This window comes from Staphylococcus sp. AtDRG32, from assembly GCF_004365845.1.
GTDB lineage: Bacteria > Bacillota > Bacilli > Staphylococcales > Staphylococcaceae > Staphylococcus > Staphylococcus hominis.
In genome coordinates this window covers 257,113-281,386 of record NZ_SODE01000001.1, presented here as the reverse complement: position 1 = coordinate 281,386, position 24,274 = coordinate 257,113, and the positions used below count along the sequence as shown (strand labels likewise).

Here is a 24,274-nt window from a genome sequence, read left to right as displayed (position 1 = left end):
ATTAATACTCCTCTCTATAACGCTTAGATATCCAGTATGAAATTAAGTTCATAATTAATGTGAAAATGAATAATGTGAAGCCAACTGCATAAATACTATAGTAAATATCTGAACCGAATGTCGCATCACCTGTAGCAATTTCAACAATATAACCTGTCATTGTTTGAATAGAGCTTGTTAATGTTAAAGATGATGTCGGTGAACTACCTGCAGCTAATGATACGATCATTGTTTCACCAATAGCACGAGAAATACCAAGTACAATTGAAGCAATTACACCAGAAGCGGCAGCTGGTAATACGACTTTAGTTGCCACTTCAAATTTAGTTGAACCTAAACCAAAAGCACCTTCCCGCATTTTATTAGGTACAGAAGCCATTGCATCTTCACTCATACTTGTAATAATTGGAACAATCATTATTCCAACTACGATACCAGGACTGATAGAGTTAAAACTATCGAGTTGAGGTATAAATGTTCTTAATAAAGGTGTTACAAAAGTTAAAGCAAAGAAACCGAATACGATAGTTGGAATACCAGCTAAGATTTCAAGAATAGGTTTAATAATACGTCTTGCTTTATCGCTTGCATATTCACTTAAGTAGATTGCAGCCCCTAATCCGATAGGAACAGCCACTAAAGTACCAATGAAAGTGATTTTTAAAGTACCAAGAATTAAAGCCCAAATACCATATTTAGGATCAGAACTTGTAGGGCTCCAATCTTTAGTAAAAAGAAACTCAGTAATTGAAACACGTGTAAAGAATGTGATTGTTTCAGTGATTAACGTAAATAGTATACCGATAGTTGTTAAAATAGAGATGGCAGCAATAATTCCTAAAATAATTGGCACGATTTTATCAGAAAATCCACCTTTTTTAGCGTTATTTTTAGCTATCATCTCTCTAACATTAGTGTTAGAAGCCATATGTAACCCTCTCTTTTTATTTCTCCCAATAGATTTTAAAAAAGAGCAGGAAATTATCAGGTAACGAATGAGTTCAAATTAATTTAAAACACTTTAACAATCACCCATGTATATATCCTGAACAACTCATGTAACATTTACATGAGTTGTTAATTCCCAGCCCTTTATATTAATAATGATTATTATTTGTCAGAATCTTTTTTGTATTTATCTAATTCTTTAATTTCATCTTTATAAACTTTGCTTGGTGAAGCAACGTATCCAGCATCTTCAGCTGATTTACCTTTATCATCTAAAGTGAATTTCAAGAATTCTCTCATAACATCATTATCTTCTAATGATTTTTCTTTAACATATAAGAATAATGGTCTACTTAAAGGATAAGAACCATCTTGGATAGTCTTTTTAGTAGGTTCTACAGATTTACCATCGTCACCTTTAATTTTAACTTCTTTTAATTTATCTTTATTTTGTTTATAGAAGTTATAACCGAAGTAACCAATACTTTCTTTGTTTTTCTCAACTGATTGAACGATAACGTTAGTATCTCCATTTTTTTGAGCTTTGATATCTTGTTTATCCATAACTTCTTCTTCCCAGAAGTCATAAGTACCATGACTTGAGTTTGGAGAGAAAGCTTTGATTTCTTTGTTAGGCCAGCTAGAATCTACATCTTTCCAAGTTTTAGCTTCGCCACTGTAGATTTTTTTCAATTGATCTTTAGATAATTCTTTTACAAAGTCATTATCTTTATTAACAGCAACAGTTACACCATCTTGTGCAATTTTAAATTCTTTATATTTAATGTTTTTGTCTTCTAATTTTTGTTTTTCTTCATCTTTGATAGGTCTAGAAGCTTGTGAGAAGTCTGTTTCACCAGCGATGAATTTTTCAAAACCAGCACCAGTACCTGCTTGACCAGATGAAATAGTTGCGCTTGGATGATCTTTAGCCCATTTTTCATTTAATTTTTCAACGATTGGAGCAACAGTAGATGAACCTTCACCTTTTGCAGAACCTTCAAGGTCTTTTCCATCTCCTGAACCACTGCCGCCACTATTTCCACCGCCACATGCGCCTAAAAGAACAGTAGCACCTAAAACAGTTGTACCAACTAATTGCCATTTCTTCATTAAAACATCCTCCTAATTATAGATAACCCAAAATGTTATATGTATTTCTTACAATGCTTATATTACATACTTTTTGTTAATGTAAAATAGAGTAATTGTAAATATTTTGTTAATTTATCAAAAAACTTATGTTTTATATAAATAAAACCCATAAAAAAACCATCGAAAGTGTTACCTTTCAATGGTTTTGAACTATCTATATAATATAGAAGAAACTCGTTTTTCATGAACTCATTATTCTTGAATAAGGGTTTTACCTTTTTTAGTTAATGTAATTTTTCCAGTTTCAATATTTATAATTTTTCTTTTATATAAATGACCAATTGCACGTTTAAATGAACCTTTACTCATGTTGAATACTTCTTTAATTGCTTCCGGACTTGATTTATCCCAAAATGGAAGTTCACCATCATACTCTACTAACAAATCAAAGATGACTTGACCATCTTCATCTAAACGTTCATGTGCGAGTGGTAAGAATGAACCGTTCAATTCACCTTTTTCATTATGCCCGATAATACGTACTTCTACAGCTTCGCCTAGTCTTGGCTCATGTTTACGTTCAGACTCATGTACAAATACTTTGTAACCATCCTCAGTTAATAAAAAAGTACCGATACGTAATAAACGATAAGGTCTTGCTTTTAATACTTGATTTTGCATATCATCATTAGATACAGGTGTAAACATTTTTTCCACAATTGTTTCACTAGCTAAACGCGCGAACATTTGATGATCTCTATCGATTCTTAATGTGACTAATACATAATCTCCTGATTGAGGCCATAACGATTTAACTTTAGGTAAATCTTCCCATGGAATAAGCACTTCTCTTGGTAAACCAACATCTACTCTTGCACCATCTCTATCTGTTTTTAATACTTTTGCAAAATCATATTTATCTTTTGTAATATCAGGCATATTTTGAGTAGCAAATAATTCACCTGAACGGTTTGGATAAATGAAGAAACTATATTCTTCTCCAATTTCGAATTCATCTTCCTCATTGATTTCTGACTGATTTAACTTCACTTGTTCACCATTTGGACCTTTTAATAAATAAGTAGAGCCTTCCAATCCAAGAACTTCTAGAAATTCAATTGAACCAACGATATCTTTGTCTAATGCCATAGTTGTCTCCTTTAAGCAGTGTATTTCTAAGTATTATAACATGAGTTTTGTAAAGTATCATTGACATAAATGATATAAGGTCGAATATAGGAACATTATATGATATAATTTTTTGCGTTAGATAAACGATGAATAAAGGAGTAAATGAATGTTACAAGTTACGGATGTAAGTTTACGTTTTGGTGATCGTAAACTATTTGAAGATGTAAATATTAAATTTACTGAAGGTAATTGTTATGGACTTATCGGTGCGAATGGTGCAGGTAAATCTACTTTCTTAAAAATCTTATCTGGAGAAATTGATTCACAAACGGGTCATGTTTCTCTTGGGAAAGATGAACGTTTAGCAGTATTAAAACAAGATCACTTTGCTTATGAAGATGAACGTGTATTAGATGTAGTTATAAAAGGTCATGAACGTCTATTTGAAGTGATGAAAGAGAAAGACGAAATTTATATGAAACCTGACTTCAGTGATGAAGATGGCATTCGTGCAGCTGAATTAGAAGGTGAATTTGCTGAAATGAATGGATGGAATGCCGAAGCAGATGCAGCTTCCCTACTATCAGGACTTGGTATTACCCCAGATTTACATGATAAGCAAATGTCAGAGTTAGAAAATAATCAAAAAGTAAAAGTATTATTGGCACAAAGTTTATTTGGAGATCCAGATGTTTTATTACTCGATGAGCCTACCAATGGTCTTGATATTCCTGCCATTAGTTGGTTAGAAGATTTCTTAATTAACTTTGAAAATACTGTCATTGTCGTATCTCATGATCGTCATTTTTTAAATAATGTATGTACACATATTGCAGATTTAGATTTTGGCAAAATCAAAGTCTATGTTGGTAACTATGATTTTTGGTATCAATCAAGTCAACTTGCTCAAAAAATGGCTCAAGAACAAAACAAGAAAAAAGAAGAAAAAATTAAAGAATTACAAGACTTCATTGCTCGTTTCTCTGCGAATGCGTCAAAATCAAAACAAGCAACTAGTCGTAAGAAGCAATTAGAGAAAATTGAACTTGATGATATTCAACCATCTTCAAGACGTTATCCTTATGTGAAATTCACCCCAGAAAGAGAAATTGGTAACGATTTATTAGTAGTTGATGGTATCTCAAAAACAATTGATGGTGAAAAAGTTTTAGATAATATTTCATTCACTATGAATCCAAATGATAAAGCTATTTTAATTGGCGATAGTGAAATTGCTAAAACTACCCTATTAAAAATACTTGCTGGTGAAATGGAACCAGATGAAGGTTCATTTAAATGGGGAGTGACAACTTCATTAAGCTATTTCCCTAAAGATAATTCTGATTTCTTCGAAGGCGTAGATATGAATTTAGTTGAATGGTTACGTCAATATGCTCCTGAAGATGAACAAACTGAAACATTTTTACGTGGCTTCTTAGGACGTATGCTATTTAGCGGTGAAGAAGTTAAGAAAAAAGCAAGTGTATTATCAGGTGGAGAGAAAGTACGTTGTATGTTAAGTAAAATGATGCTTTCAAGTGCCAATGTTTTACTACTTGATGAGCCAACGAATCATCTTGATTTAGAAAGCATTACAGCTGTTAATGATGGATTAGCTTCATTCAAAGGATCAATTATCTTTACTTCATATGATTTTGAATTTATTAATACAATCGCTAATCGTGTGATTGACTTAAACCAACCAGGTAGTTTATCTAAAGAATTGCCATATGAAGAATATCTAAAAGAAATTGGTGTGTTACAAAAATAAAATAACAGGATTTTAATAAGTTATCTTCTATTTTTAAAATTTAAAATATGCATAAAACTGTCGATAAATAACGAACTTTATCGACAGTTTTTTTATAAAATATTATTATTTTCGAATTATTGTTATTATTTACACAAATTACTTATTATTACTATCTCTTTTCTTTAACAGTAATATTACTTTAATAATTTTCAGTTTATTTCAAAAAATCACAAAAATCGGTTTACAGTTAAAAGGTGCTTATGTATAATTAAAAACATAGTAATTGAATAAGAAATTGATGAGGCGCATCAATCATTAGTATATATTAGAATACTGTCTGCCACGGCTAATATAGAAAGGGTGCGATGCCGAAACGAATTGCAACCGCAGTAAGCGTTCGTTGGACTTTGTGGTTAAGAGCTGAGAGTTTGTCATTATTATTTAATAATGGAGTGCATCACTTGTATATAAATTACGAGCAAGTTCGCACATTCCGAACTTGCTCTTTTTTATGACGTGTGCCCCTAAATTCTAGGAGGTAAAATCTTGAAACGACGTGTTTTAAAGTTCGGTGGTTCATCTGTCGCCGATTTTACAAAGATAAAAAATATTGCAGAAATGCTTAAACGCCGTGTAGATGACGGTGAACAACTTATTGTTGTCGTAAGTGCTATGGGCAAAACAACAGATCAATTAATGGAAAATGTTTCTCATCTTACAACAACACCAAAAGATGAAGAACTTGCTCTATTATTAACAACTGGTGAACAACAAACAGTTTCTTATTTGTCGATGGTATTAAATGATATTGGCGTAAGTGCTAGAGCTATGACTGGATATCAAGCAGGTATCAAAACAGTAGGTCATCATTTAAAAAGTCGAATTGCAGAAATTAATCCTGAAACATTTAACAAGGAATTTAAAGACAAGGATGTTTTAGTTGTAGCAGGTTTCCAAGGAGTGAACGACGAATTAGAGTTAACTACGCTTGGTCGTGGTGGTTCAGATACGACTGCTGTTGCATTAGCAGCTAGTAATCAAATCCCTTGTGAAATTTACACTGATGTTGATGGCGTTTATGCTACTGATCCAAGAATTTTGAGTGAGGCAAAACGTTTAGATTATGTGTCTTATGAAGAAATGATGGAAATGAGCGCTTTAGGTGCTGGTGTGTTAGAAACAAGAAGTGTAGAACTTGCTAAAAATTATGATATCCCCTTGTATTTAGGTAGAACGTTATCAAATGTGAAAGGAACATGGGTTATGCCAAGAACAGAAATATTAGAAAAAAAAGCCGTAACTGGAGTTGCATTAGATACACATATGATGCATGTAACAATTAGTTATCCTCTTCCAGATAATCGACTTCTAACTCAATTATTTACTGCTTTAGATGAAGGTTCAGTTAATGTGGATATGATTTCTCAAATCGTAAATGTTGAAGGTTTACAACTATCTTTTTCTATTAAAGATAGTGATGTACAACAAATTTCAAGTATCTTAGAGGAACTTTCTACAACATTTGATGCATTAGATTATAAAATTAATGAAGCGTACGTCAAAATTTCATTAATTGGTTCAGGAATGCGTGATATGTCTGGTGTAGCTTCAAAAGCATTTATTACGTTAATTAATTCTAATATTCCATTTTATCAAACAACAACTTCTGAAATTAGTATTTCTTATGTTATTGATGCAGAAAATGGAAATAAAGCGGTTGAAGTTTTATACGATGCTTTTGATATTTAAACTTAAGTTAAAATAAATAATTTAAAATTCAATTAATATTTAAATGGAGTGATTCTTTTATGACAAGATTAGCAGTAGTTGGAGCAACAGGATTAGTCGGAACAAAAATGTTAGAAACAATTGATCGTAAACATATTCAATTTGATGAGTTAGTATTATTCTCATCAGCAAGATCAGCAGGAAAAGAAATTGAGTTTCAAGGGAAAACATATACAGTTCAAGAACTTACAGAAGAAGCAGCAAGTGAAAAATTTGATTACGTGCTAATGAGTGCAGGTGGCGAAACAAGTAAAGAATTTGCCCCTATTTTCGAAAAAGCTGGAGCAATTGTTATTGATAATTCAAGTCAATGGCGTATGGCAAACGATGTGGACTTAATTGTACCAGAAGTTAACCAACCAGAATTTAAACGTGGTATCATTGCCAATCCTAACTGCTCAACAATTCAGTCGGTCGTGCCACTCAAAGTTTTATACGATGCTTTTGGATTAAAGCGTGTAGCTTATACAACATATCAAGCAGTTTCAGGTTCAGGGATTAAAGGTAAGAGAGACTTAGCTGAAGGTGCGAATGGTAAAGCTCCAGAAGCTTATCCACATCCTATTTATAATAATGTTTTACCACATATTGATGTTTTCTTAGAAGATGGATATACAAAAGAAGAGCAAAAAATGATTGATGAAACACGAAAAATTTTAGGACAACCTGACTTACGTGTGACTGCAACATGTGCACGTGTACCTGTTCAAGATAGTCATAGCGTAGAAATTGATGTTACTCTTGATAAAGAAGCAACAGTTCAAGAAATTAAAGATTTATTTGAAAACGATAATCGTGTTGTTTTAGTAGATAATCCTGAAAATAATGAATATCCTTTAGCTATTAATTCAACAGGTAAAGATGAAGTGTTTGTAGGTAGAATTCGTCGTGATGACTCACTTGATAATACTTTCCATGTTTGGTGTACTTCAGATAACCTACTTAAAGGTGCAGCTTTAAATGCAGTTCAAGTGTTAGAACAAGTCATTAAATTAAAAGGAGCTAGATAATATGGCACATATTTTTGAAGGTGTAGGTGTAGCGCTTGCTACTCCATTTACTAATAATGAAGTTGACTATAAAGCATTAGAACAACATGTTCAATTTTTACTTGATAATAATGTTAAAGCAATTATTGTAAACGGTACTACAGCAGAGAGCCCTACTTTAACAGAAGAAGAGAAAGAAACAGTACTTCAAGCAGTGATTAAACAAGTTAATCATCAAGTGGCTATTATCGCTGGAACTGGTACAAATAATACAGCTAAATCTATTCAAGCTTCATTACGTGCTAAAGAATTAGGTGTAGATGGTATTATGTTAATCACACCTTACTATAATAAAACGAATCAACGTGGCTTAATTAAACATTTTGAAACTATCGCGAATGAAGTTAAGTTACCTGTTGTTTTATATAATGTACCTTCAAGAACGAATATGACAATTGATCCTGAAACAGTCGAAACATTAAGTCATAATGATTATATTGTAGCTATTAAAGATGCTACAAATGACTTTAACTATTACGAAGAAGTGAAAAAACGTATTCATCAAGATGAATTTGCTCTTTACAGTGGTAATGATGATAATGTCGTAGAATTCTATAATCGCGGAGGTAATGGTGTAATTTCTGTCATTGCTAACGTTATTCCGAAAGAATTTCAAGCACTTTATGATGCTAAACAAAATGGGAAAGAAATTGAGAAAGACTTTGAACCAATTGGTCAATTGTTAGATGCACTTTCAGTTGATGTCAACCCTATTCCAATTAAAGCTTTAACAAGTCATTTAGGATTTGGAAATTATGAATTAAGATTACCTTTATTACCACTAGAGAAAGAAAAAGCAAATGTATTAGTGAATGCTTATAAAGCATTTAAAGCGGAGGAATAAAAATGAAAATTTTACTCATTGGATATGGCACAATGAATCAACGCGTTGCCAGATTAGCAGAAGAAAAAGGTCATGAGATTGTCGGTACAATTGAGCGAGAAGAACATCAACATTCACCATATAAAACTTATCATCATATTGCAGACGCCCAAAATGAAGCCGATGTAGCGATTGACTTCTCTAATCCTAATCTATTATTACCTTTATTAGATGAAGATTTTGAATTACCTTTAGTGATTGCTACTACTGGTGAAAAAGAAAAACTAATTCAAAAATTAGAACAATTAAGCGAACGTATGCCTGTTTTCTTCAGTGCAAATATGAGTTATGGCGTCCATGCATTAACTAAAATTCTAGAAGCAGCTGTTCCCCTTTTACACGATTATGATATTGAGTTAACTGAAGCTCATCATAATAAAAAAGTGGATGCGCCAAGTGGCACACTAGTCAAACTTTATGATGTTATTAAAGAATTACGTGAAAATGTAACGCCTGTTTACGATCGACATGAGCGAACTGAAAAACGTGAAAAAGATGAAGTCGGTATTCATTCAGTTCGTGGCGGTACAATTGTAGGCGAACATGATGTTTTATTTGCTGGCACAGATGAAACAATTACCATTTCTCATAAAGCACAATCTAAGGACATTTTTGCAAATGGCGCAATTACAGCTGCTGAAAAATTAAACACAAAATCAAATGGTTTCTATACATTTGACAACTTATAAAATAACTTAAGGAGATTCTAAACTATGGTACAACACTTATCTGCACAAGAAATTATTCAATATATTAGTGATGCTAAAAAATCAACACCATTAAAAGTATACGTAAATGGACAATTCAATGACGTCACTTTTCCTAATACATTTAAAGTATTCGGATCTGATGATTCAAAAGTAATATTTTGTGAAGCGGATGATTGGAAAACATTTTATGAAACCAATCAATCACATATTACTGACTTAGAAATTGAAATGGACCGTCGTAATTCTGCTATTCCTTTAAAAGACTTAACCAATACAAATGCACGTATTGAACCAGGTTCATTCATTCGTGAACAAGCTATTATCGAAGACGGTGCCGTTGTGATGATGGGAGCAACAATCAATATTGGCGCTGTTGTAGGTGAAGGCACTATGATTGATATGAATGCAACATTAGGTGGTCGTGCGACAACGGGTAAAAATGTTCATGTAGGTGCCGGTGCAGTATTAGCGGGCGTTATTGAGCCACCTAGTGCTTCTCCAGTAGTAATCGAAGATAATGTATTAATTGGCGCAAACGCAGTTATTCTAGAAGGCGTAAGAGTTGGCGAAGGCGCTATTGTAGCTGCTGGTGCTATCGTAACTCAAGATGTTCCTGCCGGTGCGGTTGTAGCTGGTACACCTGCTAAAGTCATTAAACAAACATCTGAAGTTCAAGACTCTAAACGAGAAATTGTTGCAGCGTTAAGAAAATTAAATGATTAATGACAAACTTGAATAATTGAATGCTAAAGGCTGGGACAACATGTTCTCAGCCTTTACAATTAAATGAATACATAAGTTGAATAATAAATGAATAAAGGATTGATTAAAATGAGCGAATTAGAATTTGTCACACAACATAGAAGACATTTACATCAACATCCAGAATTAAGTCTTCACGAATTTGAGACAACTCAATATATTACTCGATTTCTAGATGAATTAAATGTACCTTACGAACAACCTCTTGAAACGGGTGCTATTGCATATTTAGAAGGTAATAGTGACCATACAATTGCATTTCGGGCAGACATTGACGCCCTACCCATTTTTGAAGAAAATAATGTCGATTATCGTAGTCAAACAGATAATGTGATGCATGCTTGTGGTCACGATGGTCATACAACAGCATTGATGTTATTTGTTAAACGATGTAAGGTGATGGCTGATCAACATCAATTACCTCATAATGTCGTGTTTATCTTCCAACCAGCTGAAGAAACAGGCGGAGGCGCAAATCGCTTAATTAAAGCAGGTGCTTTTAATCAATATCCTATTGAAGCAGTATTTGGCATTCATGTCAATCCTTTCGCTGAGGAAGGACAAGTCGTGATACGCGATGAAGAAATTACAGCAAGTGCCACTGAATATCGTTTTTTCCTAAAAGGATTATCTAGTCATGTAGCTGATAAAGAGCAAGGTCATTCATGTGGCGAAGCACTGATTCATGTTTTAAATCAAGTTGGTCAAATACAGCAATATCATTTAAATGGACTAAAACGTAATATTATTCATATGGGTCACTTTAATGCAGGCGAAGCAATTAACACGGTGCCTAGTAACGGCTATTTAGAAGGAACTATTCGTACTTATGATGCCACTGATTTAAATATTGTGAAAAATCAAATGAATAAAATTGCAAAAAGTGTGAAATTATTATTCAATGTTGATTGTGAAGTCAAATTTGAAGAAGGATATCCTGCTACAATGAATAGTCCTAAACTACGTCATATCGTTGAACAATCTATACTATCTGCTAATTTAGAAGTTATTGAAAAGCCTCTGCCATTTTTATTCGGTGAAGACTTTAGTTTTTATGGTCAACAATTAGCGCCATCTTACTTTGCTTTTGTAGGAACTCGAAATGAAGATAAAGGCTTTATCACAGGCTTACATACATCGCATTTAAATTTTGACGAAAAAGTGCTTATTGATGTTGCGAATTACTATGAACAAATATTGAACCATTATGGAAAGGAGTAAATTAAATTGACAGCAGTTTGGTCAGTTGATTCAACAATCTTTTTAAGAAATGCAACTAAAGTAAAGAATAATCAATCAATAATGGCAGTTGTAAAAAATAATGCTTATCATTATGGATTAGAGTTTGCAGTAAGAACATTTTTAGAAGCAGGTATCAATACATTTAGTACTACTTCCTTAAAAGAAGCAGTGAGAGTTCGTAAACTTGCGCCTCATGCTACAATCTTTTTAATGAATGCAGTTTACGACTTTGATACAGTTCGAAATAATAATATTCAAATGACGCTTCCCTCTTTAGAATATTACTATCAGTACAAAAGTGAATTAAAAGATATTAATGTTCACTTAGAATTTGAAAATTTACTCCATCGTTCAGGTTTCAAAAATCTTGATGAAATTAAAGAAGTACTTCATCATCATGAAAATGATAATGGAAGTAAAATGAATATCGTTGGCCTATGGACGCATTTTGGGTATGCAGATGAATTTGATGTTCCAGAATATGGGATTGAACGGGAAGCATGGTTAAACGTCGTTAATACATTATTAAATGAAGGATACCAATTTGAACTTATCCATGCGCAAAACAGTGCGAGTTATTATCGCGAAGGACAACAACTTCTTCCCTATCATACACATGCACGTGTAGGTATCGCTTTATATGGTTCAAGACCATATAGCAAATTAGATGAACATGAGATTGAACAAGCCTTAACCGTAAAAGGAAATGTAATTCAAGTTCGTGAAGTAAATAAAGGTGATTATTGTGGTTATAGTTTTGCATTTGAAGCAATGCATGATCATACACATCTTGCAGTTGTTGATATTGGCTATGGTGATGGTATTTTAAAAAAACGTGCAACACACGAAGCATTAATTAATGGTAAACGTTACCCTATTCGAGCATTAATGATGAGTCACATGTTTGTTGAAGTCGATGATGATGTTCATGCACAAGATGAAGTGATACTATATAATAATGATATACGCATTGATGAATACACATTCAAAGGTGTTGGCGCTAATTCAGAACAACTTAGTGCGATGAATCATGATTCTCTTATAAAGGAGTTTAGATAAAATGTCAGTTAAATATAATGATTACGGTGAATTAACAATGGCGGGTACAAGTTTGAAAACACTAGCTCAAAGTTTTGGTACGCCTACCATTGTTTATGATGAAGATGAAATTCGCAATCAAATGCGTCGATTTCATAATGCTTTTCAAAAAAGTGGATTAAAATACAATATTTCATATGCTTCTAAAGCCTTTACTTGCATTCAAATGGTAAAGTTAGTTCAAGAAGAAAACTTACAATTAGATGTCGTATCTGAAGGTGAGCTTTATACAGCATTAGAGGCTAAATTTGATCCTAGTCGCATCCACTTCCATGGCAATAATAAAACGAAACGTGAAATACAATATGCTTTAGAAAGTGGCGTTGGCTACTTTGTTATTGATTCTTTAGAAGAAATTGAATTAATCGATCGCTATGCAAGTGATACAGTTAATGTTGTCATTCGTGTGAATCCTGGAGTAGAGGCCCATACCCATGAATTTATTCAAACTGGTCAAGAAGATAGTAAATTTGGTCTTTCAATTCGCCATGGTCTTGCAATTCAAGCAGTTGAAAAAGTCAAAGCATCAAAGCATCTTCATTTAAAAGGAATACATTTCCATGTAGGATCACAAATTGAGGGTACTGAAGCTATGATTGAAACAGCTAAAATTGTTTTAAATTGGCTTAATGAGCATCATATCCAAGTTGAATTACTTAACTTAGGTGGTGGTTTTGGTATTAAATATGTCGAAGGTGATGTGAGCTTCCCTATTGAAGAAGGTATTGCTGAAATTACAGATGCGATTAAATCTGAATCAGAAAAATTAAACTACGACGTTCCTGAAATTGGTATTGAACCAGGACGTTCAATTGTTGGCGAAGCGGGCATTACTTTATATGAAGTTGGAACAATTAAAGACATTCCTGAAGTAAATAAATATGTTTCTATTGATGGTGGTATGAGTGATCATATTAGAACTGCTTTATATGGAGCAAAATATCAAGCATTACTTGTAAATCGTCATGAGGAGGCAGACGAAACGGTAACTATTGCCGGAAAGTTATGTGAATCTGGAGACATTATTATCCGAGATGCTATGTTACCTTCTTCTGTAAAACGTGGAGATTATTTAGCCATTTTATCTACTGGCGCATACCATTACTCTATGGCATCTAATTATAATCAAATGCAAAAACCACCTGTTTTCTTCTTAAAAGATGGAAAAGCACGTGAAGTTATTAAACGTCAATCATTACGTCAATTAATAATTAATGATACAAAATAAAATAACGAAAAAGTTTATACTTACCCGTTAATGTTGCACCATGATGATATTTGAATTCATTGAATTCAGATATCAAGAATTGTTTTAATTGAAGATAAAGTATGTTGGCGAAATACTTGAAGGAACAGGATGAAGCTGTTCTTTAAGAAAATGATCCAATAACAGAAAGTATCATAAATAAAGAAGCCAGTAAATGAGTTTTTTAAAACTCATTTACTGGCTATTTTTCTGGGATTATGTCCCAGCCTCAATTATATATAAAAAACACCCTACATCTTGGTAAGGTGTTACTAAAGTCAATTTTTGCAATCTATAAATTATAGTTTAACAACGTTTGCAGCTTGAGGACCGCGATCGCCTTCAACTACTTCAAACTCAACTGATTGACCTTCTTCTAATGATTTATAACCTTCTTGGTTAATTGCTGAGAAGTGTACGAATACGTCGTTTTCTCCTTCAACTTCGATGAAGCCAAAACCTTTTTCAGCGTTAAACCATTTAACTGTACCTTGTTTCATAATTGTGAAACCTCCAAGACTAAAATTCATTCAATATGCATTATTCGCATATTACAAAAAATACGTGTTATAAATATGTATAAATAACAAAATGCTATCAATCAATATTACAGATATTCTTTGCAATATGGAATAAAACTATTGCTTGGTAACTATTATATGTTAGTTTGAACTAAATTGCAATACAATTATAGAAAATTCTCTTTTAATTAATTTTTGGTAGATTATAATAAACTTCTTTATTATTTAAAACAATAAAACTATAAAATATTTGTAAATCTTCATCACAATCTTCACAAAAATTTAAATCACAATTATTATAAAATGCATAAATATTATATTTCCCAATAACATAATTATTATAATATTTTTTACTTTTTTTAATAATTGATTGATAATCTTTTAACATTTCTTCATAGTTACTATAATGATGTTGTTCTACGATTTTTTCTGTCCAGTCGCTAAATAACCACCATCCCTCGTAGTCAGCACGAATCTTTGCAACTGTCCACATGACTAAGTCCCCTCTCAAATTAAAACTCTAATAAATATTGTAACTTTTTTTTAGACGAATTCAAGCTTAAAGACTTCGTTCTTTTAATTGAGATAGAGATGATATGTATATTAATTATTAGTTTTTTGTAGGAAAAATACGTATAATATAATGTAGAGGTGATAATGATGCAACGTAAACATATACAAGTATTTGGAACTGTCCAAGGTGTAGGGTTCCGTCATCATACTGAATTAATTGCAAAAAAACTTGGTATATTTGGGACTGTTCAAAATGTTGAGGATTATGTAGATATATATGCTCAAGGTGACGAGGAACAAATAAAATCATTTATTGATAAAGTGATTGCTGGTGCTTCTCCTGCATCTTCAGTTTCTGATTATAGTATTGAAGATTTAGACGTAACAAATAGATACTCAGAATTTAAAACGATTTATTAAATAAAGGAAGATGAATATTGAGATATAACCTTTCTCGACTTCTGGGTGTTTTAGTAGGAATTCCAATAGCTATTATCTCATGGGTGACAAGTGTATTTGGATTTGATCTATCCTTTATACTTGATGCCCTAATAGGTATTGGAATGTTTTTTGTATCTTATTTTCCTACTCAAAGATTGACATCCAAAAAATATTTAAATGAAATTGGATTATCACGTAGAGACTATCGTTTTGTTAATCAGCAACTCAATCAATCACATAATAAAATTCGTAATATTTTAAAATCATATATTAATATCAGAACGATTAAAGATTTTCGTCAAATTAATGATATTTATAAAATTTCTAAGTCTATTCATTATGCTGTTAAACAGAGACCTTCATCATTCTTCAAGGTAGAGAGTTTCTTTTATTCGCATATAGATAATGCACTAAATTTAATTGATGCATATACTCGTTTATCTAAAATGCCAAAAAAATCTGATAAAGAAAAGCAAAAATTAGAGCAAACACGTATTACTTTAGATGAAGTGAAACGTACACTTATTGCAGATTTAAAAAGACTTAATGAAGATGATTATGAGCGTTTAGATATTGAAATGGAACTTAATCGGTTACAACAAAAACGATATAAAAAATAATAATTTAAAGTTAAGATAAGAATGGAGAGAATTTTTAAATGAATCAAAAAGACCAATTTATTAACTCACATCCATTAGATGATTATATAGAACATCAACCGCATGATGTTTCAACTCAAAATGTTAAGCAAGACTTTGAACAACAATTTAACGAACAAGATTTAAAAAAAATTGATTCAATTAGTCAACAAATCAAACCATTAGATAGTGAAGGCCTATTATCTTTTGGGACACATCTACAGCAGAACATGTCTCAATTTTCACATCAAATGTTAGATGAAGTTCAATCGAAAGATGTGGGTCCTATTGGTGATACTTTAAATCAATTAATGTCAAAGTTAAGAGAAGTTAATCCTGATGACTTGAATCAAGACAATCAATCTAAACTTAAACGTTTATTTAGACGAACAAAAGCTTCAATAAATGAAGTATTCTCTAGAATGCAATCTGTAAGTTCACAAGTTGATAGAATCACCATTCAATTGGATAAGCATAAAGGAAATTTAACTAAAGACATTCAGTTACTCGACCATCTTTATGAACAAAATAAAGTATATTTTGATGATGTTTCTCTATATATTGCTGCTGCACAGCGTAAAAAACAAGACATAAATGCTAATGAATTGCCTAAATTGCGTCAACATGCAGAACAATCTGGTAATCAAATGGATATTCAAAGTGTCGCTGATATGGAGCAATTTGTTGATCGATTAGATAAAAAAATTTATGACTTACAATTATCACGTCAAATAGCAATTCAAACAGCACCGCAAATTCGCATGATTCAAAATGTGAATCAAGCATTAGCCGAAAAAATTCAAAGTTCTATTCTCACAAGTATTCCTTTATGGAAAAATCAGATGGCTATTGCTCTCACTTTAATGAGACAAAAAAATGCTGTAACAGCTCAGCGTGCAGTTACTGATACCACAAATGACTTGCTTACTCGAAATGCAGCCATGTTAAAACAAAATGCAATTGAAACGGCTACTGAAAATGAACGTGGTATCGTAGATATTGAAACGCTTAAAGCGACTCAAAATGACATCATTGAAACGATTGAACAAACACTGCAAATTCAATATAATGGACGTCAAAAACGTCAACAAGCTGAAAGAGAATTATCACAACTCGAGAATGAGTTAAAAGAACATTTACTTACTATGAAAAAAGAATAGATAAAATTAAAACACCGATTGCTCTCATTTAAAGAAGTAACCGGTGTTTAGTATATCTATTCCTTTTGATAAACAATATACGATTGATTTATAAACTTAGATACGATATACCCTATTATGATTGAAATGATAGCTATAGGTAACCATTCTAAAGAATATTGCTTAAGAGGTAAATGATTTATAACATTTAATTTTATTAAACCTAACGTATTTATTGTACTTACAATTGAAACAAGACTAACAATGATAATAGGTATTTGTTGCGCAATAGGTTTAGTTGGAATAAAACGCGCAAGTAAGATTAAAATAATCATAGTAATAGCTACAGGATAAATAATACTTAATACAGGAACAGACATGTTTATAACAGAATTTAATCCTAAATTAGCCAATATAAAACTGATAATTGTAAAACCTATAACATATACCTTATAACTAATTTTTGGAAATATACTATTAAAGTATTGACTCACAGATACAATAAGTCCACAAGCTGTAGTTAAACAAGCTAAAGCAACAATGATACCTAGTAAGTATTTGCCTAGAACACCAAAGCCATTTGTAGCCATTGTAGTAAGTAAATAAGTTCCTATATTTTGATTTTTAGCCATTAGAGTTGTAATCGTATTTTGACTTATTCCCATATGATTACCAATATACCCTAAAGAAACATATATAAAAATTAATGCTAAGGCGGCAATAAACCCAGCTATAACTGTTTGTTTAAATATTTGATTGGTGTGTTTAACTCCTGTTGCTTTAATGGCATTAACCACAATCATTGAAAATGCAATTGCTGCAATTGCATCCATTGTTAAATACCCTTCAATAAAGCCATGGGAAAAACTTTCTATATTTGAAGAATATGTTTCTGGATTTCCATGAGATGAACCGTGTCCCTTATAGTTTACAAATCCTTTAATAATCATAGCCAAAATTGTAATTAATAATAAAGGAGTTAATAAAGATCCAATTCGATCTACTATTTTACCGGGATTAATACATAAATATAAAACAATAATAAAATAAATAAGTGTAAAAATGAATAAAGACATATTACTATTTGAATGAGTAATGGGTGTAATAGTCATTTCAAAAGACGTAGATGCAGTACGTGGTATAGCAAATAGAGGTCCAATGGTTAAATAAATAATAATTAGAAAGACAACTGAAAATCTCGGTGACAGTTTATTAAAGGCACCAATATATCCTTGTTTATCAAGTGCCCCAACGACTACTCCAAGTAATGGTAAGCCTATTCCAGTCAAACAAAAAGCTAAAATTGCTGGCCAAAAATAGGCACCACTTTCTTGCCCTAAATTAGGAGGAAAAATTAGATTACCTGCGCCAAAAAACATAGCAAATAGCGTAAAGCCGATAATCCAAGTATGTTTATTCATAGACTTGCTCCTTTTTATGTATATGTTTGCAATATTTAACATTCTAGCACAAAAAGAATTTACAAGTCTATGTATGTCACAAAAATTTGAATATTATAAATCAATATACAGTTTAATTATTGATTATGATTAGAAAGATTTTAATAACAATTTTTTTAGCAATGGTGATAAGTGACTCGGTAAATTTTCAACACCTTCTACAAATAATGCAAATTGTCCATAAATATTATGAATGGTTTCTTCAATATCTTCAGTAATTGGATCTTGGCTTAAAAAGACATTAAATACTTCGATTCCAAATTTACGTGCCATTTCCACAGCTTCATACGTATCTAAAATACCGTCTTGAGCATAGTTATATGCTGAAGGTTCCCCATCTGAAAAGATAATTAAGAAACGTTGTTGATGACTTCTTCTTAATAAACGTTCACTTGCAATTCGTATAGCTACGCCATCTCTATTATCATCTTGAGGATGTAATGACATAATGCGTGGTCCACTTTTTTCCATGATGGAGCGATCGTAATGAACGATTTCATCAATGATATTAGGTTGTTTTCGATCATCAGAGTCAAAAGCATCTTCATTAAAAGCAAGTATCTCATGTTTAACGTTGAGTGCTTTTAATGTTTCATGAAATAATACGACGCCTTTAATCGTTTCTTCCATTTTATCAAACATACTAGCAGATACATCAATCAGTAATGTAAAAGTCGCATCGAATGTTTTACTAAGGTCTTGTTTTTTATAAAACAATTTATATTGATCATCAATAAACCAATTGGTTAAATCACGTTGAAGACGACCTTTAGTCAAATTATGACGTTCGTCCACGTGTTCTCTATCGATGGTTTTCTTTATAATCTGAATTAAATCTTTAGTTTCAAATTGTACTTCATTTTTAACTTGTTGGTAGCTTGAAATATACTCTGGCTCTATATCAGGCACTTTCCATTCTATTTCGACATTTTCATTAATACCACGTAAAGCAAATGATGGATTAGAACCTATAGAACCGCCTTCGTCACGATCAAGTGAATGATTAGAGCCACGTCCTTTTTTCGTCATCATATCTGTCATATCGTCAGTTGAATCACCTTCACGTGCAGTGTCGTTATCACTCATAACGTCACTATTTTCACCTTCATGTAATTCCATTTCAAGATAAGCGCCACCTTCAGATTTACTATCTTGAGCGTTTGTTTCAGCTTCGGCTGATGTAGTGTCAGTTTCTTGATTTGTATTATCTTGCCCATCAACGTTACTTGCATCCATACGTTTAATATCCTCATAAGACATTTCATGAATAGCTTCATATACTTTTCTAGGAAGATGATAATATTCATTTAACATATCATGTGATAACATTTCATCGATTTGGAACATGATACGTTGTGCAAGATACATATTATCTTCAGATGATTCATTTTGGAAAAAATCAGGTAAATATTGAAACATATGATTTAATATGTCATCTAATTGTGGATGTATCGTGGGTATATCAAAGAAGTTTTGACTTAAAAATGCTCGCTCTAAATATAAGAAAAGTAAATCTGTATATACCGTTTTTGTTTTATAGAATTTAATTTGTGATTCCGTATAAGATAATCGAGTTTTCACTCTTAAATCAATTTGTTTAGCAGTGCTAGGCCGATCTACTTTAATAAAATTAAAAACGCGCATATCTTCTAGCAATCTAAAGAGTTGATGATAAAATTTGGGATGGCTAAATTCATTATCATGAAGGACTTCATTTACGATAGCTTCGTCCATCATTTTATAACCATATGCAGCGAGCATAACATCTGTTTTTAACCCTGCACTTTCAATATCTTTTGGACGATGAGACCAAAACCAACTTGTAATTAAAGTATTATTAATAGGATCATAATAAGGGAACTTTTGAATTTTTACTTTAGTTTGTTCGTTTTTCAGTAGTAAGCGCGCTAAATCTTGTAACATCATGACTTGCTTAGCATCTAGCTGCTCATCATTAAATTTTATAAAACGATCACTCATAATAATCCCTCTCTAAAAGTTTAGTTCGATTGCATTTCTGATGGCTTGCTGTTCGCGTTCATCTTCAAGTTTATCGATAATTGTACGCTTAATTGCTCTCTCTATTGGCATAACTGTAATTAAGTCACTTAAGTCAATTAACGCACGAATACTAGCTGCTTCTTCTGAAATTTGTCCTTGTTTTGACATTGTACGTAAGTCTTCATTAAATTTAATGATTTTTTTAATTATATCATCATCTTGAAGTTGGCTTTGTTGTTTAATGACATCTTTAAGAATGTCTCCTCCAATGTAATCAACTTGTATGACAATAAAGCGGTTTTTTAATGCTTCATTCATTGGTAATGTCCCAACATAGCCTTCATTTATCGCAGCAATTACATTGAAACCAGGGGCTGCTTTAATTATTTCTCCAGTAAAAGGATTGGTTAACTGACGTCTATAGTCTAATACGCCATTTAAAATAGGTAATGTTTCAGGTTTAGCCATATTGATTTCATCAATATATAAGATATGACCTTCTCGCATGGCTTTTATAACTGGGCCGTCAATAAAAATAATTTCTTGTTGACCTTGTTCATTTGTTTTTATTGTTTTAAAACCTAATAAGCTCTCTGCGTCTAAATCAACAGAACAGTTAACTTGATGCATCGGCGTTTGGACCACTTCACTTAAAGTTTCAGCTAATCGTGTTTTACCAGAGCCTGTAGGGCCTTTTAATAAAATATTTTTATTTAAATTAAACAATGCTTTTGCATCATTGAATACAGATTGATCTGAATTGATATAATGATTATTTGGCATTTTAATATTCTCCTTTATAAGATGAAAAAATAGACCAAGAGCGTGTATAAATGTATAGATATTGGCACATCACTCTGAGTCTTAATTTAATCGTTATCTTTTTAGAAATTGAATGTATTTAAACTTCTTTAAAATAATCTTTGTAATAACCACCTACTAGACCAGAGTTATCAATGATTTGATAATATTCTTCAGTTTCATTGATGACATCATATTGTTTTCCAATAGTAAGCATATCTGATACTGTGAATTTTTTTGCATCAGTATTAACTACCATCACTTGTTTAATTGGTGTGCGTGATTTCCAATCTTCATGTAACATTCCCATTTTAAATCCTCCAATAAAATGATTTATATTAATTTTTTTCTAAAGTATATATGAAAGAGATGCCGCTACCTTCAGTAATGCGTAACGATTGAGCATCACCTTGATTTAATATTTGATAAGGAATACCTATTTCATCCAGTTCTTTTTGTGCATGTTCAAAGTCTTCAGTTGAATTTGTACTGAATTCAATTTGTTCCACAATTCCTTCTTCTTTTAATTCAACTTGTTCATTAGATTGATATAAATGAATTTCTCCACCAAGTCCACCATCTCCGATTTTAAATACCTGGACAGTTTGATCAGGAAATTCAGTAGATTCATATTCAGCATAATGCGTTAAATTAAATACATTTTTAAAGATAGAAGTTGTAACCAATAATTCGTTTACTTTAATAATTACTGGTCCCAATCCTTGAATTTGATGAAGAGGATTAACAGCACTTTCAAATGTGGGTGTGCCTAATCCAACACCAACATTCAGTTCATTAGAATAGATATCAAAAATTTGATGATTATCATCTTTAAAATTAAAGTGCTGATTACCGTTTAATTCAGTGATTGAACTAAATTGAATATTATTTTTTTCTAATATTTGTTGGTATTCTTCTAAACCAGCATTCGATGGTGTTCTTAATCCCACGCTTGATATATGTACATTTCTATAATTAGGATTAGGAACTTCTACAAAGTGAAGTCTTGTACCAGGATTTAATTCAGCATCACCAAAACGTAATGCTTGTCTTTTTGTTGCAACATTAAGACCTAAAATATTATGAAATAAATTCTGTGTTTTTGAGAGATCACTTGTTCCAATCGTAACACTTCTTAGTCCACTCATTCATCGACACTCCCATTTATATATCTTTTCTTAAACATTATAACGTATTTTATATATGAATAATATGTTGAACTCTTAAATAAGAGTATTGTTTTTTATTATAAAATATACGTAAATAAAAATATTATATATGATTAAAGTGTGTATAATAAATAAAATATATATAAGATAATATATATATTTTATCCCTCCCCTACTTTGTTTTATATAGGTAGGGGGGATATATCATAGGTTATTTAATTGTCTTAAAACAAACTTGATAAATTATATAAAGTTCGTTTTTAACTTATTGTAGCTTTAATGACTATTATTTTTTTATGAATTCGTTTGGAATATCCTTAAAAATATTTGTTGTTTTTTGTCCAAATATAATACTTAATTTATCATTTTTATACATATTAGCATCTGTTTTGGAAAAGTCATAAATGGATAATGAGGGATGCGCTTCTCTGTTATTTTTTATATTCTCAATTTTTTTAATACTAATATAACTAAAACATAAAAAGAGTAGAATAAATTCATTATGAACTTATTCTACTCTTTATCAATTTTTGATTAAGGTTTCAATATATTTAGCTCTTTAATAAACGAAATTAAGATTCTAATAATAAGTCTTCTGGGCTCTCGATAAGCTCTTTAATTGTTTTTAAGAATCCAACTGCTTCTTTGCCATCAATAATTCTATGGTCATAGCTTAATGCAATGTACATCATTGGTCGGTTCTCGATTGTATCTTTATCAATAGCAATTGGACGAGTGATAATTGAATGCATACCTAAGATAGCAGCTTGATTACCATTAATAATTGGTGTACTCATCATAGAACCAAATACACCACCATTAGTGATGGTAAATGAACCATTTACCATATCATCTAATCCAAGTTTTTTATCACGTGCTTTTACTGCTAAATCTGCAATTGATTTTTCTAGTTCAGCAAAGTTTTTCTTATCACAATCTCTAACGAATGGTACTAATAATCCATCATCTGTTGAAACAGCAATACCAATATCATAGTATTGTTTAGTAATCATATCGTCTCCATCAATTTCAGCATTAACTTCTGGATATTTTTTGAGTGCTGCTACTGCTGCCTTAGTAAAGAATGACATAAATCCTAATTTAGTGCCGTCATGATCTTTAATAAATTGTTCTTTTTTACGTTTTCTTAATTCCATTACATTTGTCATATCAACTTCATTAAATGTTGTGAGCATTGCGGTATTATTAGATACTTCTAATAATTTTTTTGCAGCTGTTTTCTTTCTTCTAGACATTTTTTCACGGATCACTGGTTTATTAGGCGTATTAGCAGTTGATTTTTTAGATGTTTCTTGTTGTGAATTAGGTTGAGTATTTTGATTAGATTGACTTGGTTTTTGACTATTATCAACATCTTCTTTTCTTATCACATCGCTACCTTTTCCAGCTACTTCATTTAAATCAATACCATTTTTACGAGCATGACGACGTGCTGATGGTGTTGCATTCACTCTTTTATTATTGATTGATTCTGAGTCGTCATTTGAACTTGTATCGCTACCTTGTGCTTCAGTAGAAGTGCGTGGTGTTGAATAATTAGTTTCTGCAGAATCTGTTTTTGTGTTTTCATTTTCAGAATTTGAATCGTTATTTTGTGATTCGCTTGAACTACTTGTACTACCTTTACCTTCACCGACAATTGCAATAGCTTGGCCCACTTCTACAGTGTCGCCTTCAGATGCAAGTTGTTCTTGAAGTATACCATCTTCTTCAGATACAACTTCAACATTCACTTTGTCAGTTTCTAATTCAAGAATAGCTTCTCCTTTTTCAACATTATCCCCTATGTTTTTTAGCCACTCTGCAACTGTACCTTCTGTAATTGATTCTGCTAATTCTGGAACTTTTACCTCTGCCATTATATT

Annotated in this window: 23 protein-coding genes and 1 riboswitch; of the genes, 12 read left to right on the top strand and 11 right to left on the bottom strand. The window is 31.7% G+C overall.

Annotation, left to right across the window (positions count from 1 at the left end; translation table 11 throughout):
- Position 1: 1 nt before the first annotated feature.
- From pstC to cvfB, 3 genes are all read right to left on the bottom strand, one after another.
- Positions 2–928, bottom strand: coding sequence for a phosphate ABC transporter permease subunit PstC (gene pstC / locus BDW25_RS01405; RefSeq protein WP_002449801.1), 927 nt, complete (start codon positions 926–928; stop codon positions 2–4).
- Between the two features lie 182 nt (positions 929–1,110).
- A complete protein-coding gene (locus tag BDW25_RS01400; RefSeq protein ID WP_002449750.1) occupies positions 1,111–2,061 on the bottom strand; it encodes a PstS family phosphate ABC transporter substrate-binding protein in 951 nt (316 codons plus the stop codon).
- Positions 2,062–2,295: 234 nt separating this feature from the next.
- Positions 2,296–3,192 carry an RNA-binding virulence regulatory protein CvfB gene (cvfB, locus tag BDW25_RS01395; RefSeq protein ID WP_002449860.1) on the bottom strand — a complete coding sequence of 299 codons (897 nt, stop codon included), beginning with the start codon at positions 3,190–3,192 and terminating at the stop codon, positions 2,296–2,298.
- A 148-nt stretch (positions 3,193–3,340) separates the two neighbouring features.
- On the opposite strand from cvfB, the gene BDW25_RS01390 reads away from it, so the two are divergent.
- The 9 genes from BDW25_RS01390 (at position 3,341) to lysA (ending at position 13,687) form a co-directional block, all read left to right on the top strand.
- Positions 3,341–4,945: an ABC-F family ATP-binding cassette domain-containing protein gene (locus BDW25_RS01390; RefSeq protein WP_002449802.1), complete on the top strand. Its 1,605-nt coding sequence runs from the start codon at positions 3,341–3,343 to the stop codon at positions 4,943–4,945.
- A 272-nt stretch (positions 4,946–5,217) separates the two neighbouring features.
- Positions 5,218–5,393, top strand: a riboswitch (Lysine riboswitch).
- A 77-nt stretch (positions 5,394–5,470) separates the two neighbouring features.
- Positions 5,471–6,676, top strand: coding sequence for an aspartate kinase (locus tag BDW25_RS01385; RefSeq protein WP_208318175.1), 1,206 nt, complete (start codon positions 5,471–5,473; stop codon positions 6,674–6,676).
- 59 nt (positions 6,677–6,735) lie between these two features.
- Positions 6,736–7,725: an aspartate-semialdehyde dehydrogenase gene (locus BDW25_RS01380; RefSeq protein WP_002455354.1), complete on the top strand. Its 990-nt coding sequence runs from the start codon at positions 6,736–6,738 to the stop codon at positions 7,723–7,725.
- A 1-nt stretch (position 7,726) separates the two neighbouring features.
- On the top strand, positions 7,727–8,608 hold the full coding sequence (dapA, locus tag BDW25_RS01375; protein ID WP_002455353.1) for a 4-hydroxy-tetrahydrodipicolinate synthase: 882 nt from the start codon (positions 7,727–7,729) through the stop codon (positions 8,606–8,608).
- 2 nt (positions 8,609–8,610) lie between these two features.
- Positions 8,611–9,336 (top strand): 4-hydroxy-tetrahydrodipicolinate reductase, encoded by a 726-nt coding sequence (gene dapB, locus BDW25_RS01370; protein WP_070672352.1) that lies wholly within the window; start codon positions 8,611–8,613, stop codon positions 9,334–9,336.
- Between the two features lie 24 nt (positions 9,337–9,360).
- Entirely contained in the window at positions 9,361–10,080 is a 720-nt protein-coding gene (gene dapD / locus BDW25_RS01365; protein ID WP_002449858.1) for a 2,3,4,5-tetrahydropyridine-2,6-dicarboxylate N-acetyltransferase, read from the top strand.
- A gap of 108 nt (positions 10,081–10,188) precedes the next feature.
- Positions 10,189–11,340 (top strand): amidohydrolase, encoded by a 1,152-nt coding sequence (locus BDW25_RS01360; protein ID WP_133944684.1) that lies wholly within the window; start codon positions 10,189–10,191, stop codon positions 11,338–11,340.
- Positions 11,341–11,346: 6 nt separating this feature from the next.
- Positions 11,347–12,420, top strand: coding sequence for an alanine racemase (locus BDW25_RS01355; RefSeq protein ID WP_133944682.1), 1,074 nt, complete (start codon positions 11,347–11,349; stop codon positions 12,418–12,420).
- A 1-nt stretch (position 12,421) separates the two neighbouring features.
- On the top strand, positions 12,422–13,687 hold the full coding sequence (lysA, locus tag BDW25_RS01350; protein ID WP_002449712.1) for a diaminopimelate decarboxylase: 1,266 nt from the start codon (positions 12,422–12,424) through the stop codon (positions 13,685–13,687).
- Between the two features lie 317 nt (positions 13,688–14,004).
- On the opposite strand, the gene cspA is transcribed toward lysA, so the two are convergent.
- Both cspA and msaA read right to left on the bottom strand, forming a co-directional pair.
- A complete protein-coding gene (gene cspA / locus BDW25_RS01345; RefSeq protein WP_001831260.1) occupies positions 14,005–14,205 on the bottom strand; it encodes a cold shock protein CspA in 201 nt (66 codons plus the stop codon).
- Between the two features lie 205 nt (positions 14,206–14,410).
- Complete coding sequence (gene msaA / locus BDW25_RS01340; protein WP_002449871.1) at positions 14,411–14,719, bottom strand: regulatory protein MsaA; 309 nt, start codon at positions 14,717–14,719, stop codon at positions 14,411–14,413.
- A gap of 167 nt (positions 14,720–14,886) precedes the next feature.
- On the opposite strand from msaA, the gene BDW25_RS01335 reads away from it, so the two are divergent.
- The 3 genes from BDW25_RS01335 to BDW25_RS01325 are packed head-to-tail and all read left to right on the top strand — an operon-like array spanning position 14,887 to position 16,978.
- Positions 14,887–15,159 carry an acylphosphatase gene (locus BDW25_RS01335; RefSeq protein ID WP_064207480.1) on the top strand — a complete coding sequence of 91 codons (273 nt, stop codon included), beginning with the start codon at positions 14,887–14,889 and terminating at the stop codon, positions 15,157–15,159.
- A 17-nt stretch (positions 15,160–15,176) separates the two neighbouring features.
- On the top strand, positions 15,177–15,800 hold the full coding sequence (locus BDW25_RS01330) for a 5-bromo-4-chloroindolyl phosphate hydrolysis family protein (RefSeq protein WP_002455349.1): 624 nt from the start codon (positions 15,177–15,179) through the stop codon (positions 15,798–15,800).
- A 38-nt stretch (positions 15,801–15,838) separates the two neighbouring features.
- Positions 15,839–16,978 (top strand): toxic anion resistance protein, encoded by a 1,140-nt coding sequence (locus tag BDW25_RS01325; protein ID WP_064207478.1) that lies wholly within the window; start codon positions 15,839–15,841, stop codon positions 16,976–16,978.
- Positions 16,979–17,034: 56 nt separating this feature from the next.
- On the opposite strand, the gene brnQ3 is transcribed toward BDW25_RS01325, so the two are convergent.
- From brnQ3 to odhB, 6 genes are all read right to left on the bottom strand, one after another.
- Positions 17,035–18,378, bottom strand: coding sequence for a branched-chain amino acid-like transporter carrier protein BrnQ3 (brnQ3, locus tag BDW25_RS01320; protein ID WP_064207477.1), 1,344 nt, complete (start codon positions 18,376–18,378; stop codon positions 17,035–17,037).
- A 129-nt stretch (positions 18,379–18,507) separates the two neighbouring features.
- Positions 18,508–20,397, bottom strand: a complete 1,890-nt coding sequence (locus tag BDW25_RS01315) for a vWA domain-containing protein (protein WP_064207476.1) — start codon at positions 20,395–20,397, stop codon at positions 18,508–18,510.
- 12 nt (positions 20,398–20,409) lie between these two features.
- Positions 20,410–21,201 carry an ATP-binding protein gene (locus BDW25_RS01310; RefSeq protein WP_133944680.1) on the bottom strand — a complete coding sequence of 264 codons (792 nt, stop codon included), beginning with the start codon at positions 21,199–21,201 and terminating at the stop codon, positions 20,410–20,412.
- Positions 21,202–21,319: 118 nt separating this feature from the next.
- Positions 21,320–21,523 carry a DUF6501 family protein gene (locus tag BDW25_RS01305; RefSeq protein ID WP_025987180.1) on the bottom strand — a complete coding sequence of 68 codons (204 nt, stop codon included), beginning with the start codon at positions 21,521–21,523 and terminating at the stop codon, positions 21,320–21,322.
- Between the two features lie 34 nt (positions 21,524–21,557).
- Positions 21,558–22,367 carry a VOC family protein gene (locus BDW25_RS01300; protein WP_049437764.1) on the bottom strand — a complete coding sequence of 270 codons (810 nt, stop codon included), beginning with the start codon at positions 22,365–22,367 and terminating at the stop codon, positions 21,558–21,560.
- A 593-nt stretch (positions 22,368–22,960) separates the two neighbouring features.
- Positions 22,961–24,268 (bottom strand): 2-oxoglutarate dehydrogenase complex dihydrolipoyllysine-residue succinyltransferase, encoded by a 1,308-nt coding sequence (gene odhB / locus BDW25_RS01295; protein WP_002449702.1) that lies wholly within the window; start codon positions 24,266–24,268, stop codon positions 22,961–22,963.
- Positions 24,269–24,274: the final 6 nt, after the last annotated feature.

Bases quoted from the DNA above. Each gene is read 5' to 3' on its own strand.
- BDW25_RS01315 (WP_064207476.1), bottom strand. From the start codon at position 20,397: ATGAGTGATCGTTTTATAAAATTTAATGATGAGCAGCTAGATGCTAAG.
- BDW25_RS01400 (WP_002449750.1), bottom strand. From the start codon at position 2,061: ATGAAGAAATGGCAATTAGTTGGTACAACTGTTTTAGGTGCTACTGTT.
- cvfB (WP_002449860.1), bottom strand. From the start codon at position 3,192: ATGGCATTAGACAAAGATATCGTTGGTTCAATTGAATTTCTAGAAGTT.
- BDW25_RS01310 (WP_133944680.1), bottom strand. From the start codon at position 21,201: ATGCCAAATAATCATTATATCAATTCAGATCAATCTGTATTCAATGAT.
- BDW25_RS01335 (WP_064207480.1), top strand. From the start codon at position 14,887: ATGCAACGTAAACATATACAAGTATTTGGAACTGTCCAAGGTGTAGGG.
- msaA (WP_002449871.1), bottom strand. From the start codon at position 14,719: ATGTGGACAGTTGCAAAGATTCGTGCTGACTACGAGGGATGGTGGTTA.
- odhB (WP_002449702.1), bottom strand. From the start codon at position 24,268: ATGGCAGAGGTAAAAGTTCCAGAATTAGCAGAATCAATTACAGAAGGT.
- brnQ3 (WP_064207477.1), bottom strand. From the start codon at position 18,378: ATGAATAAACATACTTGGATTATCGGCTTTACGCTATTTGCTATGTTT.
- BDW25_RS01300 (WP_049437764.1), bottom strand. From the start codon at position 22,367: ATGAGTGGACTAAGAAGTGTTACGATTGGAACAAGTGATCTCTCAAAA.
- BDW25_RS01305 (WP_025987180.1), bottom strand. From the start codon at position 21,523: ATGTTACATGAAGATTGGAAATCACGCACACCAATTAAACAAGTGATG.
- dapA (WP_002455353.1), top strand. From the start codon at position 7,727: ATGGCACATATTTTTGAAGGTGTAGGTGTAGCGCTTGCTACTCCATTT.
- dapB (WP_070672352.1), top strand. From the start codon at position 8,611: ATGAAAATTTTACTCATTGGATATGGCACAATGAATCAACGCGTTGCC.
- BDW25_RS01380 (WP_002455354.1), top strand. From the start codon at position 6,736: ATGACAAGATTAGCAGTAGTTGGAGCAACAGGATTAGTCGGAACAAAA.
- dapD (WP_002449858.1), top strand. From the start codon at position 9,361: ATGGTACAACACTTATCTGCACAAGAAATTATTCAATATATTAGTGAT.
- BDW25_RS01360 (WP_133944684.1), top strand. From the start codon at position 10,189: ATGAGCGAATTAGAATTTGTCACACAACATAGAAGACATTTACATCAA.
- cspA (WP_001831260.1), bottom strand. From the start codon at position 14,205: ATGAAACAAGGTACAGTTAAATGGTTTAACGCTGAAAAAGGTTTTGGC.
- BDW25_RS01325 (WP_064207478.1), top strand. From the start codon at position 15,839: ATGAATCAAAAAGACCAATTTATTAACTCACATCCATTAGATGATTAT.
- BDW25_RS01390 (WP_002449802.1), top strand. From the start codon at position 3,341: ATGTTACAAGTTACGGATGTAAGTTTACGTTTTGGTGATCGTAAACTA.
- lysA (WP_002449712.1), top strand. From the start codon at position 12,422: ATGTCAGTTAAATATAATGATTACGGTGAATTAACAATGGCGGGTACA.
- pstC (WP_002449801.1), bottom strand. From the start codon at position 928: ATGGCTTCTAACACTAATGTTAGAGAGATGATAGCTAAAAATAACGCT.